Annotated in this window: 13 protein-coding genes; 10 read left to right on the top strand and 3 right to left on the bottom strand. The window is 71.3% G+C overall.

The features are described 5' to 3' along the window. Nucleotides 1-27 precede the first annotated feature (27 nt). The 4 genes from ilvD to ilvC all read left to right on the top strand — a co-directional run bounded on the left by ilvD (nt 28) and on the right by ilvC (nt 5,186). The gene (gene ilvD / locus ACSJD1_RS08605; RefSeq protein WP_438854899.1) at nt 28-1,722 is read left to right on the top strand and encodes a dihydroxy-acid dehydratase; all 1,695 of its coding nucleotides are present in this window, start codon (nt 28-30) and stop codon (nt 1,720-1,722) included. A 46-nt stretch (nt 1,723-1,768) separates the two neighbouring features. Beyond that, on the top strand, nt 1,769-3,577 hold the full coding sequence (locus ACSJD1_RS08600; protein ID WP_438854898.1) for an acetolactate synthase large subunit: 1,809 nt from the start codon (nt 1,769-1,771) through the stop codon (nt 3,575-3,577). Nucleotide 3,578: 1 nt separating this feature from the next. Beyond that, nucleotides 3,579-4,088, top strand: a complete 510-nt coding sequence (ilvN, locus tag ACSJD1_RS08595; RefSeq protein WP_438854897.1) for an acetolactate synthase small subunit — start codon at nt 3,579-3,581, stop codon at nt 4,086-4,088. Nucleotides 4,089-4,157: 69 nt separating this feature from the next. Continuing rightward, on the top strand, nt 4,158-5,186 hold the full coding sequence (gene ilvC, locus ACSJD1_RS08590) for a ketol-acid reductoisomerase (RefSeq protein ID WP_438854896.1): 1,029 nt from the start codon (nt 4,158-4,160) through the stop codon (nt 5,184-5,186). 66 nt (nt 5,187-5,252) lie between these two features. Here ilvC and ACSJD1_RS08585 read toward each other — a convergent pair whose 3' ends face one another. Then, nucleotides 5,253-9,479 (bottom strand): nSTAND1 domain-containing NTPase, encoded by a 4,227-nt coding sequence (locus ACSJD1_RS08585; RefSeq protein ID WP_438854895.1) that lies wholly within the window; start codon nt 9,477-9,479, stop codon nt 5,253-5,255. A gap of 112 nt (nt 9,480-9,591) precedes the next feature. Here ACSJD1_RS08585 and ACSJD1_RS08580 point away from each other — a divergent pair, with 112 nt between their 5' ends. The 5 genes from ACSJD1_RS08580 (at nt 9,592) to serA (ending at nt 14,769) form a co-directional block, all read left to right on the top strand. Beyond that, nucleotides 9,592-9,966 (top strand): hypothetical protein, encoded by a 375-nt coding sequence (locus tag ACSJD1_RS08580; RefSeq protein ID WP_438854894.1) that lies wholly within the window; start codon nt 9,592-9,594, stop codon nt 9,964-9,966. A 217-nt stretch (nt 9,967-10,183) separates the two neighbouring features. Then, nucleotides 10,184-12,064 carry a bifunctional metallophosphatase/5'-nucleotidase gene (locus tag ACSJD1_RS08575; protein ID WP_438854893.1) on the top strand — a complete coding sequence of 627 codons (1,881 nt, stop codon included), beginning with the start codon at nt 10,184-10,186 and terminating at the stop codon, nt 12,062-12,064. Nucleotides 12,065-12,129: 65 nt separating this feature from the next. After that, nucleotides 12,130-12,618 carry a DNA polymerase III subunit gamma/tau gene (locus ACSJD1_RS08570; RefSeq protein ID WP_438854892.1) on the top strand — a complete coding sequence of 163 codons (489 nt, stop codon included), beginning with the start codon at nt 12,130-12,132 and terminating at the stop codon, nt 12,616-12,618. Then, nucleotides 12,615-13,016: a bacitracin resistance protein gene (locus ACSJD1_RS08565; protein WP_438854891.1), complete on the top strand. Its 402-nt coding sequence runs from the start codon at nt 12,615-12,617 to the stop codon at nt 13,014-13,016. Before ACSJD1_RS08570 ends, ACSJD1_RS08565 begins: the two co-directional genes overlap by 4 nt. Before the next feature lie 160 nt (nt 13,017-13,176). Then, on the top strand, nt 13,177-14,769 hold the full coding sequence (gene serA / locus ACSJD1_RS08560; RefSeq protein WP_438854890.1) for a phosphoglycerate dehydrogenase: 1,593 nt from the start codon (nt 13,177-13,179) through the stop codon (nt 14,767-14,769). A gap of 90 nt (nt 14,770-14,859) precedes the next feature. Here the strand turns inward: serA and ACSJD1_RS08555 are convergent, their stop codons facing one another. Continuing rightward, nucleotides 14,860-15,315, bottom strand: coding sequence for a hypothetical protein (locus ACSJD1_RS08555; protein WP_438854889.1), 456 nt, complete (start codon nt 15,313-15,315; stop codon nt 14,860-14,862). Between the two features lie 122 nt (nt 15,316-15,437). Continuing rightward, nucleotides 15,438-16,004: a TetR/AcrR family transcriptional regulator gene (locus tag ACSJD1_RS08550; RefSeq protein ID WP_438854888.1), complete on the bottom strand. Its 567-nt coding sequence runs from the start codon at nt 16,002-16,004 to the stop codon at nt 15,438-15,440. 80 nt (nt 16,005-16,084) lie between these two features. Here ACSJD1_RS08550 and ACSJD1_RS08545 point away from each other — a divergent pair, with 80 nt between their 5' ends. Continuing rightward, entirely contained in the window at nt 16,085-17,719 is a 1,635-nt protein-coding gene (locus ACSJD1_RS08545) for an MFS transporter (RefSeq protein WP_438854887.1), read from the top strand. Nucleotides 17,720-17,739 lie beyond the last annotated feature (20 nt).

Raw genomic sequence — 17,739 nt, 5'->3', positions numbered from 1 at the left:
TTCCCGCACGGCCCGTAGACTCGACCCATGTCGGAGATCGATCCCAAGCCCCGCAGTCGCGTCGTCACGGATGGCATCGAAGCCACCACCAGCCGGGGCATGCTCCGTGCGGTCGGGATGGGCGACGCCGACTGGGACAAGCCGCAGATCGGCATTGCGAGCTCGTGGAACGAGATCACGCCCTGCAACCTGTCGCTCGCCCGCCTCGCGCAGGCCGCGAAGGAGGGCGTGCACGGCGGTGGCGGGTACCCGCTGCAGTTCGGCACCGTCTCGGTCTCCGACGGCATCTCGATGGGCCACGAGGGCATGCACTTCTCGCTCGTCTCGCGCGAGGTCATCGCCGACTCGGTCGAGGTCGTCATGCAGGCCGAGCGCCTCGACGGCTCGGTGCTGCTCGCCGGCTGCGACAAGTCGATCCCGGGCATGCTCATGGCGGCCGCGCGACTTGACCTCGCCTCGGTGTTCCTCTACGCCGGATCGATCGCTCCCGGCTGGGTGCGCCTCTCCGACGGCACCGAGAAGGACATCACGATCATCGACTCGTTCGAGGCGGTCGGCGCGGTCAAGGCCGGCAAGATGAGCGAAGAGGACGCCAAGCGCATCGAGTGCGCGTTCGCGCCCGGCGAGGGCGCGTGCGGCGGCATGTACACCGCGAACACGATGGCCTCGGTCGCCGAGGCGCTCGGCCTCTCGCTTCCGGGTTCGGCGTCGCCCGCGTCGGCCGACCGCCGCCGCGACTACTACGCGCACCGCTCGGGCGAGGCGGTCGTCGGCCTGCTGGAGCGGGGCATCACCGCCCGCCAGATCCTCACCAAGAAGGCGTTCGAGAACGCCATCGCGGTCGGCATGGCGCTCGGCGGCTCGACGAACATCGTCCTGCACCTGCTCGCCATCGCGCGCGAGGCCGAGGTCGAGCTCACGCTCGACGACTTCAACCGCATCGGCTCGAAGGTGCCGCACATCGGCGACCTCAAGCCCTTCGGCAAGTACGTCATGAACGACGTCGACCGCCGCGGCGGGCTCCCCGTGCTCATGAAGGCACTGCTCGACGCGGGCCTCATGCACGGCGACGCGCTCACCGTCACCGGCAAGACGCTCGCCGAGAACCTCGCCGAGATGGACATCCCGCCGCTCGACGGCGAGGTGCTCCGCACCCTCGACGACCCGATCCACGAGACCGGCGGCCTCACGATCCTGCACGGCTCGCTCGCGCCCGAGGGAGCGGTCGTGAAGACCGCCGGCTTCGACGCGGCGACCTTCGAGGGTCCGGCGCGGGTGTTCGAGCGCGAGCGCGCGGCCATGGACGCGCTGACCGCGGGCGAGATCAAGCACGGCGACGTGGTCGTCATCCGCTACGAGGGGCCGAAGGGCGGCCCCGGCATGCGCGAGATGCTCGCCATCACCGCCGCCATCAAGGGCGCTGGGCTCGGAAAAGATGTACTACTCTTGACGGACGGTCGATTCTCAGGCGGCACAACCGGCCTGTGCATCGGCCATCTGGCACCCGAGGCGGTGGACGCAGGTCCGATCGCCTTCGTGCGCGATGGTGATCTGATTCGGGTCGATATCGCGGCTCGTTCCATCGACCTACTGGTCGACGAGTCCGAGCTGGCAGCCCGCCGTGACGGCTGGGCTCCGCTTCCCCCGCGCTACACCCGAGGCGTCCTCGCGAAGTACTCCAAGCTCGTGCGCTCCGCTGCCGAAGGCGCGACGACGGGCTGAGGCTCTCGCCTGTCCCGAACACTCCATCACCATGAACAGGAATCGAATGACCACGGAAGCCAACCCCGTGCCATCGCCCGCCACCCTGTCGCAGTCCCAGAACGGGCCCGAGATGCTCACCGGAGCCGAGGCGGTCGTGCGATCGCTCGAGCTCATCGGCATCACCGACGTGTTCGGACTGCCCGGCGGTGCGATCCTGCCCGTCTACGACCCGCTGCTCGACAGCCGCCGCCTGCGGCACATCCTGGTCCGCCACGAGCAGGGTGCGGGCCACGCCGCCGAAGGGTACGCGTCGTCGACCGGCAAGCTCGGCGTCGCGATCGCGACCTCGGGCCCCGGCGCCACGAACCTCGTCACCGCGATCGCCGACGCGCACATGGACTCGGTGCCGCTGCTCGCGATCACCGGCCAGGTGTTCTCGAACCTCATGGGCACCGACGCCTTCCAGGAGGCCGACATCGTCGGCATCACGATGCCGATCACGAAGCACTCGTTCCTGGTCAAGCGTGCGGAGGAGATCCCCGCGACGATCGCCGCCGCGGCGCACATCGCGTCGACCGGTCGCCCCGGCCCGGTGCTCGTCGACATCACGAAGGACGCGCAGCAGGCCACGTTCGCATTCTCCTGGCCGCCGAAGCTCGAACTGCCCGGCTACCGCCCGATCACGAAGGCGCACGGCAAGCAGGTGCTGGCCGCGGCGCAGCTGATCGCCGAGGCCAAGCGGCCCGTGCTCTACGTCGGCGGCGGCATCATCCGCGCCGGCGCCTCCGATGAGCTCCTCGCGCTCGCCGAGGGGACGAACGCTCCCGTCGTCACGACGCTCATGGCGCGCGGCGCGTTCCCCGACTCCCACCAGCAGCACCTCGGCATGCCGGGCATGCACGGCACCGTTCCCGCCGTGCTCGCGCTGCAGGAGTCCGACCTGCTCATCGTGCTCGGCGCGCGCTTCGACGACCGCGTGACCGGCAAGGCCGCGCTCTTCGCGCCCGAGGCCAAGGTCGTCCACGTCGACATCGACCCGGCCGAGATCGGCAAGATCCGCGCTGCCGACGTGCCGATCGTGGGCGATGCGAAGGAGGTCCTCGTCGACCTGCTCGCCGCCTACCGCGAGGTGACCAAGGCGGGCGCACCCGACCTCGACGAGTGGTGGGCGACGCTCGACGGGCTCCGCACCGAGTACCCGCTCGGCTACTCGCCGACCTCCGACGGGCTGCTCGCCCCGCAGTACGTGATCCAGCGCATCGGCGAACTCACCGGGCCCGAGGGCGTCTACGCCGCGGGCGTCGGCCAGCACCAGATGTGGGCCGCGCAGTTCATCAAGTACGAGCGGCCGAACTCGTGGCTGAACTCCGGCGGCGCCGGCACCATGGGCTACGCGGTCCCGGCGGCCATGGGCGCGAAGGTGGCCGAGCCGAACCGCACGGTCTGGGCGATCGACGGCGACGGCTGCTTCCAGATGACCAACCAGGAGCTCGCGACCTGCACCCTGAACGAGATCCCGATCAAGGTCGCGGTCATCAACAACTCCTCGCTCGGCATGGTCCGCCAGTGGCAGACGCTGTTCTACGACGGCCGGTACTCCAACACCGACCTGAACACGGGGCACGACACCGTTCGCGTGCCCGACTTCGTCAAGATGGCGGAGGCGTACGGCGCCCTCGGCATCCGCGTGACGAAGGAGGAGGAGGTCGACGACGCGATCAAGCTCGCGCTCGAGACGAACGACCGGCCGGTCGTGATCGACTTCGTCGTCTCGGCCGACGCCATGGTGTGGCCCATGGTCCCGCAGGGCGTCTCCAACAGCTACATCCAGTACGCCCGCGACCACGCGCCGGCCTTCAGCGAGGAGGACTGACATGTCGACCCACGTGCTCTCCCTCCTCGTCGAGGACAAGCCCGGCCTGCTGACCCGCGTCGCGGGGCTGTTCGCCCGCCGCGGCTTCAACATCGAGTCGCTCGCGGTCGGCCACTCCGAGATCGACGGCCTCAGCCGCATCACCGTCGTGGTCGACGTCGAGGACCTGCCGCTCGAGCAGGTCACCAAGCAGCTGAACAAGCTCGTCAACGTGATCAAGATCGTCGAGCTCGACCCCGCGCAGTCGGTGCGGCGCGAGCACCTGCTGATCAAGGTCCGGGTCGACAACACGACGCGCTCGCAGGTGCTCGAGGCCGTGAACCTCTTCCGCGCCCGTGTCGTCGACGTTTCGACCGACGCGCTCGTGATCGAGGTCACCGGCGACTCCGGCAAGACCACCGCGCTCCTGAAGGTCCTCGAGCCCTACGGCATCAAGGAGATCGCCCAGTCGGGCCTCCTCGCCATCGGCCGCGGCGGCAAGTCCATCACCGAGCGCGTCTTCAAGAACTGACCAGCGGATGCCGCGGCGGCGCGCCGAGGCATCCGTCACCTGAACCCCACCCAAGGAGAAAGAACAGCAATGGCTGAGATCTACTACGACAAGGACGCCGACCTCTCGCTCATCCAGGGCAAGAAGGTCGCCGTCATCGGCTACGGTTCGCAGGGCCACGCGCACGCGCAGAACCTCCGCGACTCGGGCGTCGAGGTCGTCATCGGCCTCAAGGAGGGGTCGAAGTCGACCCAGAAGGCCGAGGAGGCCGGCTTCGAGGTCAAGAGCGTCGCGGATGCCGCGGCCTGGGCCGACGTCGTCGTCATCCTCGCGCCCGACCAGTTCCAGCGCCACATCTACGCGGAGTCGGTCAGGGACAACCTGAAGACCGGCGACACGCTCGTGTTCGGCCACGGCTTCAACGTGCGCTTCGGCTACATCGAGGCGCCCGAGGGCGTCGACGTGATCCTCGTCGCGCCGAAGGCGCCCGGGCACACGGTTCGCCGCGAGTTCGTCGCGGGCCGCGGCATCCCCGACATCATCGCGGTCGAGCAGGACGCCTCGGGCAGCGCCTGGGACCTCGCCAAGTCGTACGCCAAGGCGATCGGCGGCACCCGTGCCGGCGTCATCAAGACGACCTTCACCGAGGAGACCGAGACCGACCTGTTCGGCGAGCAGGCCGTGCTCTGCGGCGGCGTGTCGCAGCTCGTGCAGTACGGCTTCGAGACCCTCACCGAGGCCGGCTACCAGCCCGAGATCGCCTACTTCGAGGTGCTCCACGAGCTCAAGCTCATCGTCGACCTCATGTGGGAGGGCGGCATCTCGAAGCAGCGCTGGTCGGTCTCCGACACCGCCGAGTACGGCGACTACGTCTCGGGCCCGCGCGTCATCGACCCGCACGTCAAGGAGAACATGCAGGCCGTGCTCGCCGACATCCAGTCGGGCGCGTTCGCCAAGCGCTTCATCGACGACCAGGACAACGGCGCCAAGGAGTTCCTGGAGCTCCGCGCCAAGGGCGAGGGTCACCCCATCGAGACCACGGGCCGCGAGCTGCGCAAGCTCTTCGCGTGGACCCAGGTCAGCGAGGACGACTACGTGGACGGCGAGGTCGCTCGCTGACGCGCGCGTCCTGACGTTCCCGGATGCCCCGGCCCGCATGGGACGGGGCATCCGGCGTCTCCGGAGTCAGCCACCGAAACCGCATGCGGCGTCGCGCGGGCCGAGGTCGCCGACGTAGGTCGCCCACTCCTCGGAGGTGAGATCCCGACCCGCCAGCGCGCACGCGGCCTCGGCGTGATGGGCGGGGTCGAGGTCCCACACCAGCACGCCCTCCGCCGTGTTCGTGAGCATCGACCGCCCATCGGCAGCGAGGAATCCGGCTTCCGAGTCCGGCGCGTCGGCGACGATCGGATCGCCGAGCCGAACTCCGCCGTCGAGGTCGTAGAGCCAGACCGTGCGGTCCCATGACGCGACGAGCAGTGTCGCGCCGTCGTCGCTCACCTGCATCATCCGACCCACCGACCCGGGCTTCGGGAGCGTCGAGGTGGGCTCGAGCGTGCCGATCGGGCTGCGGGCGAGGCGCTCGTCGGCCCCGCTCACGACCTCGCCGTCGGGCGTGGCGACCGTGACGCCGTCGCCCAGCAGTCCGCGGCGGACCTCCTCGCCGTCGGAGAGGTCGAAGACCGACGTCATCGCGGCATCCTCGGTGTTCGACCACCAGGTCACCACGATCTCGGCCCCGGTCGCGGTCTCGCTGATCGACGTGATGCCCTCGCCGCGGGCCCGGGTGGGAAGCGTGATGGTCGGTCCCGCGACGGCGCCGGTCCCGGGGTCGATCGGGATGATCCAGTCCGGACCGAATGCGAAGGCGAGCGGTCCGGTGCCACCACTGGCCACTCCCGCCTCGTCCTCGTCGAATCGCACGCTCGCGTCGAGCTGCGAGTCGTAGGTCCGGCCGGTGGCGGTGTCGACGAGGGTCAGGCCGGTGCCCTCCGACCACGCTCCGAGCACGCTCGCCGAGAGCCAACCGAGCCAGGTCGCGCGTTCGCCCAGTTCGACGTCGCGGGAGAGATCCCAGAGGATCCGTTCTCCCGTCGCCTGGCTCGGTTCCCGGCGGGTGACCACGGCGGCGCCGGTCTCGCCGGGCCCGTCGGTGGCGACGTGGCCGCGGGCCACGAGCCTCGAGGCGGGCCCGCCGCCATCGAGTCGCCAGTGCAGGAACACCGGCAGCGAGCGGTCGATCGCGACGAGCTCGCCGCCCCCCTCCGTCACGATCGGGAGGACGACACCGCCGCGCCGGGTGGTGAAGGCACGACCCGTGGACTCGCCCGTGGCCAGTGAGAACTCGTCGACGTTGCCGTTCCAGTCGCTCGCGTACATCGTTCCGCGCTCCGGGGCGACGTCGAGGTCGGCGTAGCCGTACACGCGTTCGGCGGGCCGATGCCACGAGACCGAACCCGATGCGAGGTCGACCCGGGCGATCCCCTGGAAGCCCACCGACACGAGTCCGCCGCGCCCATCCGGCCGCAGGCCGCTCTCCGAGGTCTCGGGCGGCACCTCGATGCGCCGGATCGCGCGGAGCGTGGCGTGGTCGTGGATCGTGATCGCCTCCGGGCCCCCGACCGCCAGGTTCCCGTCGTCGAGGATCGCGATGGCGTCGGTCATGCCGTCCACGCCCTCGGTCTCGTCCGGATCGACCGGGCTCGAGCTGCGGACGAGCCCGCTCGCGGTGTCGACGGCGATCACGCCGCCCGTCACGGGGTTGACGAGGTAGGCGATGGAGCCATCCGTTCCGAGCTCGATCTCGGCGCCGGTGCGCGAGTCGAGCAATTGCGACCCGGCGAGCTTCGCACCGGTGTCGAGGTCGTAGAAGTCGAGCCGGTTGGCGCAGCACGAGTCCGGGTCGTCGGAATCGCGCAGCACCCCGCTCTGCACGACCGCCACGCGTCCGTCGCCGCTGACATGGACATCGCGCCCCAGCTGCTCGTCGAACGGGATCAGCCCCGGGTCCGGCACGTCGCCGACGACCTCGCCCGAGTCGATGTCGAGGACCACGAGGTCCGTGGTCCAGTCGGGGGATCCGTCATCGGAGCCGGCGTGATCTCGCACGACCAGCGCGTGGCGCGTGCCGGGGATCATCGCGGACGACGCGACGTCGACGTCGGGGATCGTGGTCGTGCCGAGCAGTCCGCCCGCTGCCGTCATCGTCCCCCACAGCGCGGAGCGCACGCGAGGATCATCCGGCCAGCGCCGATGGGCCTCGGCGGCGAGCAGCGCCGCGACGTCCGGATCGGTGGACCGCAGGGCGAGGGAGGTCGAGGTGATCGCCTCGATCCGCGCGTTCTCGGCGTTGCGAGCGGCTTCGCCGCCTCGGACGACGGCGACCGAGCCTGCCGTGGCCGCCACCACGAAGAGCACGGCCGCGCTGGCGAGGGCGGCGCGCAGCCGCCGGTTCTGCCTCGCGTCGCGCTGCTGGCGCGCCGTGAGCTCGCGCAGTTCGGAGGTCGCGAACTCGGCCGACGCGTCGATGAACGCGGTCTCGCCCTCGGTGAGGTCGGGGCGAGCGGCCTCCCGCCAGTCGAGCACGGCCTGCAGGCGGCCGCCACGGTAGAGTTCGTCGTCCGGACGCCCGTCCGCGTTCCACGTCTCCGCCGCCGCCGTGATCGCCGCGAAGATCCGCGCGCCCTCGGCGTCCTCCTCGAGCCAGGTGTGCAGTCGTGGCCACGCCGTGGCGAGCGACTCGTGCGCGACGGCGACGGAGTCGGCCTCGGCGCTGACGAGTCGTGACCCGGCGAGCATCGCGAGCACCTCGTCGCGCGCGGCATCCGCTCGAAGCGCCTTCGCCGGAGCCTGCCGCCGGACCGGGCTGCCGTCGGGGGCGAGGGCGACCAGGCGCAGCAGCACCGACCGGCAGAGCGCCCGCTGGTGGGCGTCCATCGAGAGGTACAGCTGGTCGGCGGACTGCGCGATCGCTCCGGCGATGCCGCCCGACGCCTCGTAGCCGGCCACCGTCAGCGTGCCTCCCTCCCGCCGCAACCACGTCTCGACGAGGGCGTGCGACATGTGGGGCAGTGCGCCCGCCTCGCCCGCGGCGTCGCGCAGGATCACCTCGACCAGTCCGGGCTCGAGTCGGAGCCGCGCGCGGCGGGCCGGCTGCTCGATGGCCTCCCTCAGCGACTCGGCGGCCATCGGCCCGACGAGGTGGATGCCCTCGGTCACGAGTCGCGCGAGTTCGGGGTGCGCGGCGCAGTCGTCGAGGAAGTCCGACCGGACCACGATGAGCACGTTCGCACCTCCGGCGAGGGCATCGGCGATCGCACGCACGGTCGCGTCGAGGTCGGAGCGCCCCGAGTGGAAGACCTCCTCGAACTGGTCGATCACGACGACATCGGCGCGGGAAGCGGCACCGACCGCGTCGCGCACGTGAACGTCGAGGTCGTGCTCCGGCGTGAGGATCGCGACCCGTTCGCCGCGCCGCTGCAGCGCGGGGACCACCCCAGCGCGGACCAGCGAGGACTTGCCGCTGCCGGATGCGCCGGCAACGGCGAGGAACGGCGACCTGCCGAGCCGCGCGAGCGCCGCGGCGATGTCCTCGTCCCGCCCGAAGAACTCCTCGGCGTCGTCGACGCCGAACGGCTGGAGTCCCCGGTAGGGGCACGACGCGCTCGCCGTCTCGGTGACCTCGGGCGGCGCGAGCGTCGGGTCGTGCCGGAGGATCGCGAACTCGAGCGACTCGAGTTCGTCGCCGATGTCGATGCCGAGTTCGTCCGCGAGGCGCTCCCGGGCCGCGCGGATGGCGCTCAACGCGTCGGCCTGGCGACCGCTCCGGTAGAGCGCCGTCGCGAGCAGGACCCATCGCGACTCGCGCAGGGGGGCCTCGCGCACCAGTCGCTCGGCGTCGGGGACCACGGCGCGGTGGTCGCCGAGACGGAGGCGCTGGGTCGCGCGTTCCTCCTCCACGTCCGAACGAACGAGCGCCAGGCGCTCGGCCTCCGCTGCTCCGGGCGGCCAGTCGGCGAGGTCCGGGTACGCGCTTCCGCGCCAGAGCGCGAGAGCCCGGTCGAACGCGTCGATCGCGCGTGCGGGGTCGCCGTCGCCAGCGTGCCGACGTGCCGCGGCCACCAGTCGCTCGAAGCGCACGACGTCGATCGAGTCGGGATCGAGGTCGAGCCGATAGCCGCTCGGGGCGGTCACGATCGTGCGGGGTCCGATCGCGCGACGCAGCCGCGTGATCGTCGCCTGCACCTGCTTCGGCCACGTGCTCGCCGGTTCGTCGCGCCAGAGCGCGTCGGCGAGTTCGTCGAGTCCGACGATGGCGCCGGCGCGGAGGATCAGCACCGAGAGGACGATGCGTTCCCTCGGGCTGATCGGACCTTCGTCGACCTCCAGCGGGCCGAGCAACCGGACGCCCATCTCCGAAGTGTCTGCCCGCCCACAGGGTGTGTCAATCGCCCGGTTCGAGGGGTATACCCGCTGTATACCGCTCGCATCTCGGGGCTATACCGCGCGGCGGGAACCTGCGGTCATGAACACGAACACCCGCATCAGGAACAGTGTCGTCGCCGCGTTGGCGGCTGCGACCCTCATCGCCCCGCTGGCCGGCTGCGCCGGTGAGCGAACCGGGGTCTCGACCTCGGTCGAACAGCGTTCCCTCACCGACGTCGCCGAGCGGCGTCTCGCCCTCCGCGAGTCGTCGCGAACGGATGTCGCCGGGCGTCGCCTCTGGATGGGGACCTCCGCATCGGCGTCCTCCTCATCCGTCGACGCACTCGCCCCGACGACCGTCACGCCCGATGTCGTCGAGCGGCGGCAGTGGATGAACGCGTCGGAGACCGGACCCATCGACCTCCCGGACGTCGCCGAGCGACGGCTGTGGATGGGACCCCGAGGAAGGGGGTGAATGAAGATGAACACGACATCCGGAGCACTCCGGGTCATCGCGATCGCGTCGGCCCCGCGTGCGGGATGATCGGGCGCCATCCGGCCCGCGTTTCGTCCGACTCGGCGCACGGGGATGGACCGGCCTCCGCCGGTCCATCCCCATGCGCGAATGAGCACGCTCGAATCGCCGCGCACCCCTTGTCCCGGCTGCCCCCGTTGTGATCACATCTGATCCCATGACCCGACACACCCACTCAGACCCCGAACCCACTCCGCGCTGGTGCTCGTGCGCCGTGCCCGACGAGGAGGTCGTGCCCGCGCCATCCGGCGTCAGCCGACGCAACCTGCTCATCGGCGCATCCGCGGCGAGCGTGCTCGCCGCGGCCGGATGGCCCGGGGCAGCCCAAGCCGCGCCGCGCGACGGCACGGTGAAGATCACGATCATGGGCACCTCCGACCTGCACAGCAACGCCGTGAACTGGGACTACTACAAGGACGCGACGTACAGCGACAGCGCCGGCAACGCGATCGGCCTCGCACGCGTGTCGAGCGTCGTGAACCAGGTCCGCGCGGATCGCGGGCGCGAGCACACGCTGCTGTTCGACGCGGGCGACACCATCCAGGGCTCGCCGCTCGGCTTCTACTACGCCCTCGTCGATCCCGTGACCGAATCCGGTGCGGTGCACCCGATGGCGGCCCAGATGAACGCGATCGGCTACGACGCCGTCGCGCTCGGCAACCACGAGTTCAACTACGGCCTCGACTTCCTCGACTACTGGATCGGCCAGATGGATGCCCCGGTGCTGGCCGCGAACGCGGTCAAAGCCGGGACGAAGGTTCCGGCCTTCAAGCCGTACACGATCAAGACCATGCCCGTGAAGGGGCGACCGCCCGTCCGGGTCGGGGTCCTCGGGCTCACGAACCCCGGCGTCGTGATCTGGGACAAGGCCAACGTGAGCGGGAAGATCGAGGTGCAGGGCCTCGTCGAAGCGGCCGCGCGCTGGGTTCCCGTGATGAAGCGGGCCGGCGCCGACATCGTCGTCGTCAGCGCGCACTCGGGTGACACTGGAACGTCGTCCTACGGCGATGAGCTCCCCGTCGAGAACGCCGCAGCGCTCGTTGCCGAGCAGGTGCCCGACATCGACGTCATCCTCTTCGGGCACGCGCACAAGGACGTGCCGCAGCGCATCGTCACCAACGCGACGACCGGTCGGCCCGTGATCATGAGCGAACCGAAGAACTGGGGCCAGCGGGTCAGCGTCTTCGACCTCGAACTCGAGTCCTCGGGCGGAAGTTGGAGCGTCGCGAGCGGTTCGGCGATGACGGTCGACACGAAGACCGTCGTCGACGACCCGGCGCTGGTGGCCGTCGTCCGCGCCCAGCATGACGCGGTGGTGACGTACGTGAACACGCCGGTCGCGACCTCGACCGAGGTGATGTCGGCGGCCGAGGCGTGCTGGAAGGACACCGCGATCCTGGACTACGTCAACGCCGTCCAGACGGCGACGGTCGCGGCGGCGGTGGCCGGCACGCCGGAGGCGTCGCTGCCGATCCTCTCGATCGCCGCGCCGTTCAACCGCGCGGCGACGTTCCCGGCCGGCCAGGTGACGATCAGGGATGTCGCGGGGCTCTACATCTACGACAACACCCTGTTGGCGTCGGTGCTCACGGGCGCGCAGATCAAGGACTACCTCGAGTACTCGGCGAAGTACTTCAGGCAGGTGGACCCTGCGGCGCCGGTCGACCCGGCAAGCTGGACGAACGCCCCCTGGCCGAACCCCGGCTCGCCGACGGTCCCCGACTACAACTACGACCAGTTCTCGGGAGTGGTCTACGACGTCGACCTCTCGCAGCCCGTGGGCTCGCGCATCGCGAACCTGTCGTACGACGGCGCGCCGGTGGCATCCGACCAGCAGTTCCTCGTCGCGGTCAACAACTACCGGCAGTCCGGCGGCGGCGGCTTCCCCCACATCGCGACGGCGCCGGTCGTGTACAACGCGCAGGTCGCCATCCGCGAGGCCATCGTCTCGTACGCGACGGAGTCGGGCGTGATCGACCCGGCCGAGTTCCACGTCGAGAACTGGCGACTCACGCGGGCCGGGACACCCGTGTTCTGAGTCGCCGCCCATCGGCCGTGCCCGTCGACGCGTTCGGCGGGCACGGCCGTCGATAGGCTGAGGGCATGGCCCGTGACGGCGACGATGAGGAGGCCCTCCGCTGGGAGGGCGATGACGACGCGACGCTCGCGCCGGGGTGGAAGCGGGTCGGCGAGCCGTCGACGCCCGGCGATTCGTCGAGCGACGATGAGGTGGCGGATGCCGCGGCATCCGCTCGCACCGACGGCGACGCGGCGGCCGGCGCCGACGCGACCGACGCGGCACCGCAGGTCGGCTCGGCCGAACTCGTGCTGCTCGGCGTCTTCGGCGGCGCATTCCTCCTCTACACGCTCGGTTGGATCCTCACCGCACTCCGCGTCACGAATTCCGCGGCCGACCCCGTCGGGCAGTTCATGTTCGCGCTCGGGCTGTGGCTCGCGGTGCTCGCCCCGGCGCTGTGGTTCGGCGTGACCTTCGCGCTCACGCGCGGGCGGGTGCCGCTCCGGTTCACCTGGCTCGCGGTCGGCGCCGTCGTGCTGCTGCCCGTGCCGTTCGTGGCGGGAGTGACCGCATGAGCGGCGGGACGGCGTCGACCGACCCGACCGCCGGGTCGGGCGCGACCGGCGCGACCTCGACCGCGATGTCGACCCGGCGCGTGCCGTTCTGGCTCGAGCTCACGCTGGCGATCGTGTTCGGCCTCTTCTTCGCCTACGACGCCTGGGAGGCCGTCGGCAACCTGGTGGGCATCGCGGGCGTGGCCGCCGCACTCGGCACGTCGGTCAGCGCCACGGGTTGGATCGTGCTGATCGTCGCGATCCTCGTGCCGGTGGCGCTCTTCGCGATCGCGTTCCTCCTCGGTCGGCGACGCAGCGCGGTCGTGCAGGCCGCGCTCTATCTCGCGGGGCTCGCGGTGTCGGCCGTGCTCTACCTCGACATCCTGCTCATGTTCGGGCCGGGGGCGCTGCTCGCCTGAGCAGGCTCGATCGCTCGGGGCGCTCGTCTGCGCGCGTCACACGATTCGGGCGGCGCGATACCCCTGAAGTATGCTGGCCGCGTCATCCGCGCCCCGACGATGCCGGCGCGTCCTTCCGCGGTGCGCGCACCGCATCCCCAATCGCAGTGAGGATCCGTCCGTGACCAAGCCGGTCGTGCTGATCGCCGAAGAACTCTCGCCCGCCACCGTCGACGCCCTCGGGCCCGACTTCGAGGTCCGCAACGTCGACGGCACCGATCGCCCGGCGCTGCTGGCCGCGCTCGCCGACGCGAACGCGATCCTCGTCCGCTCGGCCACGAAGGTCGATGCCGAGGCGATCGCCGCGGCGCCGAAGCTGCAGGTCATCGCCCGCGCGGGCGTCGGCCTCGACAACGTCGACATCAAGTCGGCCACGACGGCGGGCGTGATGGTCGTCAACGCGCCGACCTCGAACATCATCTCGGCCGCCGAGCTCACGGTCGGCCACATCCTGAGCCTCGCGCGCCACATCCCGGCCGCACACTCGGCGCTCTCGCAGGGGGAGTGGAAGCGCTCGGCCTACACCGGCACCGAGCTCTACGAGAAGACGGTCGGCATCATCGGCCTCGGCCGCATCGGCGCGCTGATCGCCGCGCGCCTGCAGGCGTTCGGCGTCGAGGTCATCGCCTACGACCCCTACATCACGGCCGCGCGCGCGCAGCAGCTCGGCGTCCAGACGGTGACGCTCGACGATCTGCTCGCGCAGAGCGACTTCATCACGATCCACATGCCGAAGACGCCCGAGACCACGGGCATGATCGGCGCCGAGCAGCTGGCGAAGATGAAGCCCACCGCATTCGTCGTCAACGTCGCGCGCGGCGGCCTCATCGACGAGGAGGCCCTGCACGACGCACTCGTCGCGAAGACGATCGCGGGCGCCGGGCTCGACGTCTTCGTGCAGGAGCCGCCGAAGGAGTCGCCCCTCCTCGCACTCCCGAACGTCGTCGTCACGCCGCACCTCGGCGCCTCGACCGACGAGGCCCAGGAGAAGGCGGGCATCTCCGTCGCGAAGTCGGTGCGCCTGGCGCTCGCGGGCGAACTCGTGCCCGACGCCGTGAACGTCGCCGGCGGCGTCATCGACCCCTACGTGCGCCCGGGCATCCCGCTCGTCGAGAAGCTCGGCCAGCTCTTCGCCGGGCTCGCGCAGGGCCCGCTCGAGAGCCTCGACGTGGAGGTGCACGGCGAGCTCGTCGACTACGACGTGAGCGTGCTGAAGCTCGCCGCGCTGAAGGGCGTCTTCACGAACGTCGTCAGCGAGTCGGTGTCGTACGTCAATGCGCCGCTCCTCGCCGAGCAGCGCGGCGTCGCCGTCCGGCTCATCGCGGATGCCGAGAGCCCCGAGTACCGCAACGTCATCACGCTGCGGGGCGCGCTCGCCGACGGCACGCAGGTGTCGGTCTCGGGCACGCTGACCGGAACCAAGCAGACCGAGAAGCTCGTCGGCATCAACGGGTACGACGTCGAGGTGCCGATCGCCGACCACCACATCGTCATGCTGTACACCGACCGCCCCGGCATCGTCGCGGTCTACGGCAGCGAGTTCGGCGAGGCCGGCATCAACATCGCCGGCATGCAGATCGCGCGCCGCGAGGCGGGCGGCCAGGCGCTGTCGGTGCTCACGGTCGACTCGCCGGTGCCGTCCGAGGTGCTCGACCGCGTTCGCGACGCGATCGCGGCCGACGTGCTCGTCGAGATCGACATCACCGAGTCCTAGTCCGAGACGGATGCCGCGGGGCGGCGGGTCGCACGCGCGACCTGCCGCCCTTCGGCGTCCACCGGCGATTCCGAGGGAGGTCGGTCGGATTCAGCCGGTCGAGGCGGCGGCGACGCCGAGGCTCGCCCGACGTTCGGCCAGGTCGAGGTACTCGGACGCACGCCGTTCGGCGAGCATCCTCGACGTCTCGGCGCGGGACTCCGCGAGTGCCCGGTAGCCCGCCGCGTCCCGGGCGGCGGCGTCCGAGCGGGCGGCGTCGGCGGCGGCCCTCGCGGACTCGACGCGTGCCTGCGCGAGTTCACGGTTTCCGGCCGACCGCGTCGCGGCGTCGGCGCGCGCCGATTCAGCGGCGGCCCTGGCCGCCTCGACCCTCGCCTGCGCGAGCTCGCGGTATCCCCGGCTCAGCTCGGCGGAGCGTGCGGAGTCGACGGACCCGGAGGAGCCGTCGACGCTGCGGAGCGTGGCGCACGAGGTGCATGCGGCGGCCGCGATCACTGCGATCACGACGGCCGTGGTGGACTTCTGGATGCGGGTTGCGGTGTTCATGCCCGCAGGTTCGCTCGCCGCGGTATGCCCCCGTCGCACGGTCGGTATGCATCCGGAATGCATCGTGGCGACCGGTCGTCGAGCACGCGCCCCGGATCATCCGCGACGACGGCCCGACCGCGTCATCCGCTCCTCGAAGCGCCGTGGGCCAGCCGTTCGAGGAACGCGACCAACGCATCCATGTCGGCGCCGTGCGGCGCATCGACGCCGATCTCGGGGTCGACGCCGTGCAGTGCGGAATCGTAGTAGAGCCCGTCGCCGATGAGCGTGACGGCGAGCGCGATCGTCGGGTCGGGCACGTGGCGACGGATGGCGAGCAGCCACCGGTCGCGCACGTCGCGGATCATCCGCACCGCCGGTGCGCTGCCGGCCTGGGCGAGTCGCGCGGCCGCCACGCCCGCTCGTTCGAGGGGGCTGTCCTGCGAGACCGAACTCCGGACGTAGTACGCGATCGCCCCCTCGGGCGCGCGTTCGAGCACCTCGATGTCCTCGTCGATGAGGCGTGAGAAGCGCTCGAGCACGCCGTCGATGAGCGCGTCGCGGCTGGCGAAGTGGTAGAGCAGCCCGCCCTTCGACACGCCTGCCGCACGGGCGGTCGCGTCGAGCGTCGCCGCGCGCACGCCGCCGTCGATGAGCAGTCGCTCGAAGGCGTCGAGGACGGCGTCGCGTGCGGCGGGAGGTCGGCTCATGGCTCCGATGGTAGCGAGGGGGATCGGTCGGCGGCATCTGATACTCTACCGTCCAGCCGGTACAGTAATAGGACTCCGACATGACGAACGACACGAACACCAGCACGATCGACCCGACCCGCCGCAACGCAGCCCTCGAGGCCGGTGCGACGACGGATGCCACGGCATCCGCACCGCGCCCCGACCCCGGCCGGTCGACGACCCCGGCCGGCCGCCGCGCGGCGACCCGTCGCTGGGTCGCACTCGCGGTCCTCATGCTGCCGGTGCTGCTCGTCGCGGTCGACAACACCGTCCTGAGCTTCGCGCTGCCCGAGATCGCGCGCGACCTCGGCCCGAGCGCCGCCCAGCAGCTCTGGATCATCGACGCCTACCCCCTCGTGCTCGCCGCGCTCCTCGTGGCGATGGGCAGCGCCGGCGACCGGTTCGGCCGAAGGCTGATGCTGCTGATCGGCTCGGTCGGCTTCGCCGTCGTCTCGATCGGCGCAGCCTTCGCGCCCACGGCCGAGACGTTGATCGCGGCGCGTGCCGCACTCGGCTTCTTCGGGGCGATGCTCATGCCCTCGACGCTGTCGCTGCTTCGCTCGGTCTTCACCGAGCGCGAGGAGCGGCGGCTCGCGATCGCCATCTGGGCGTCGGGCTTCGCCGCGGGTGCCGCACTCGGCCCGATCGTGGGCGGCCTGCTCCTCGAGCACTTCGCCTGGGGCTCGGTGTTCCTCCTCGCCGTGCCGGTGCTCGTGCCGCTCGTCGTGCTGCTGCCGATCCTCATCCCCGAGAGCCGGGACCCGGCGCCCGGCCGGATCGACGTGCCGAGCATCCTGCTGTCGTTCGGCGCGATGGGCGCGACCGTCTACGGCATCAAGCACCTCGCGACCGAGGGCGTCGACGCGATCGCGATCGCGTCGGTGCTCGGCGGCCTCGCGCTCGGTGCGTGGTTCGTGCGGCGGCAGTTGCGGGCACGCACGCCCATGCTCGACATGCGGCTGTTCCGCGTCGGCGCCTTCGGCGGCGGCGTGGTCGTGAACCTCCTCAGCGTCATCGCGCTCGTCGGGTTCCTCTTCTTCGTCTCGCAGCACCTGCAGCTCGTCGCCGGGCTCTCGCCCGTCCAGGCCGGGCTCGCGCTCGCGCCGGGGCTCGTCGCCATGATCGCGGCGGGGCTCTCCGTCGTGCCGCTCGCCCGACGCATCCGCCCGCGCCTGCTCGTGCCGTCGGCGCTCGCGGTCTCGGCCGCCGGCTACCTGACCGTTGCGCTCACGGCGGGGGAGCAGGGCATCGCGGGCGTCGTCGTGGCGTTCGTGCTGCTGGGGCTCGGGATCGGGATGGCCGAGACCGTGTCGAACGAGCTGATCCTCTCCGCGGCACCGCCCGCCAAGGCCGGCGCTGCCTCGGCGGTCTCCGAGACGGCGTACGAGCTCGGCGCGGTGCTCGGCACGGCGCTTCTCGGCAGCATCCTCGCGGCCTGGTACCGCGCGTCGCTCGAGCTGCCCGCCGGCCTCACGGCGACGCAGGCGGATGCCGCGCGCGAGACGCTGGCCGGAGCGGTGACCGTCGCCGAGGCGCTGCCGTCCGCGGCGTCCGCCGAGCTGCTCGCCTCGGCCGCGCACGCGTTCGACGGGGGCGTGGTCGTGACCTCGTTCATCGGCGTGCTGCTCATGGTCGGCGCGGGTGTCGTCGCCGCGCTCACGCTGGACGACGCGAGGGGCGCCGCCTCGGAGTGAGGCGGCGCCCCTCGCGGGCG

The sequence above is a fragment of the Agromyces excoecariae genome (genome assembly GCF_051715505.1).
In the GTDB taxonomy this organism is placed as follows: domain Bacteria; phylum Actinomycetota; class Actinomycetes; order Actinomycetales; family Microbacteriaceae; genus Agromyces.
Note: the sequence above shows the minus strand (reverse complement) of the source record. Positions and strands in the feature narration are given on the sequence as shown.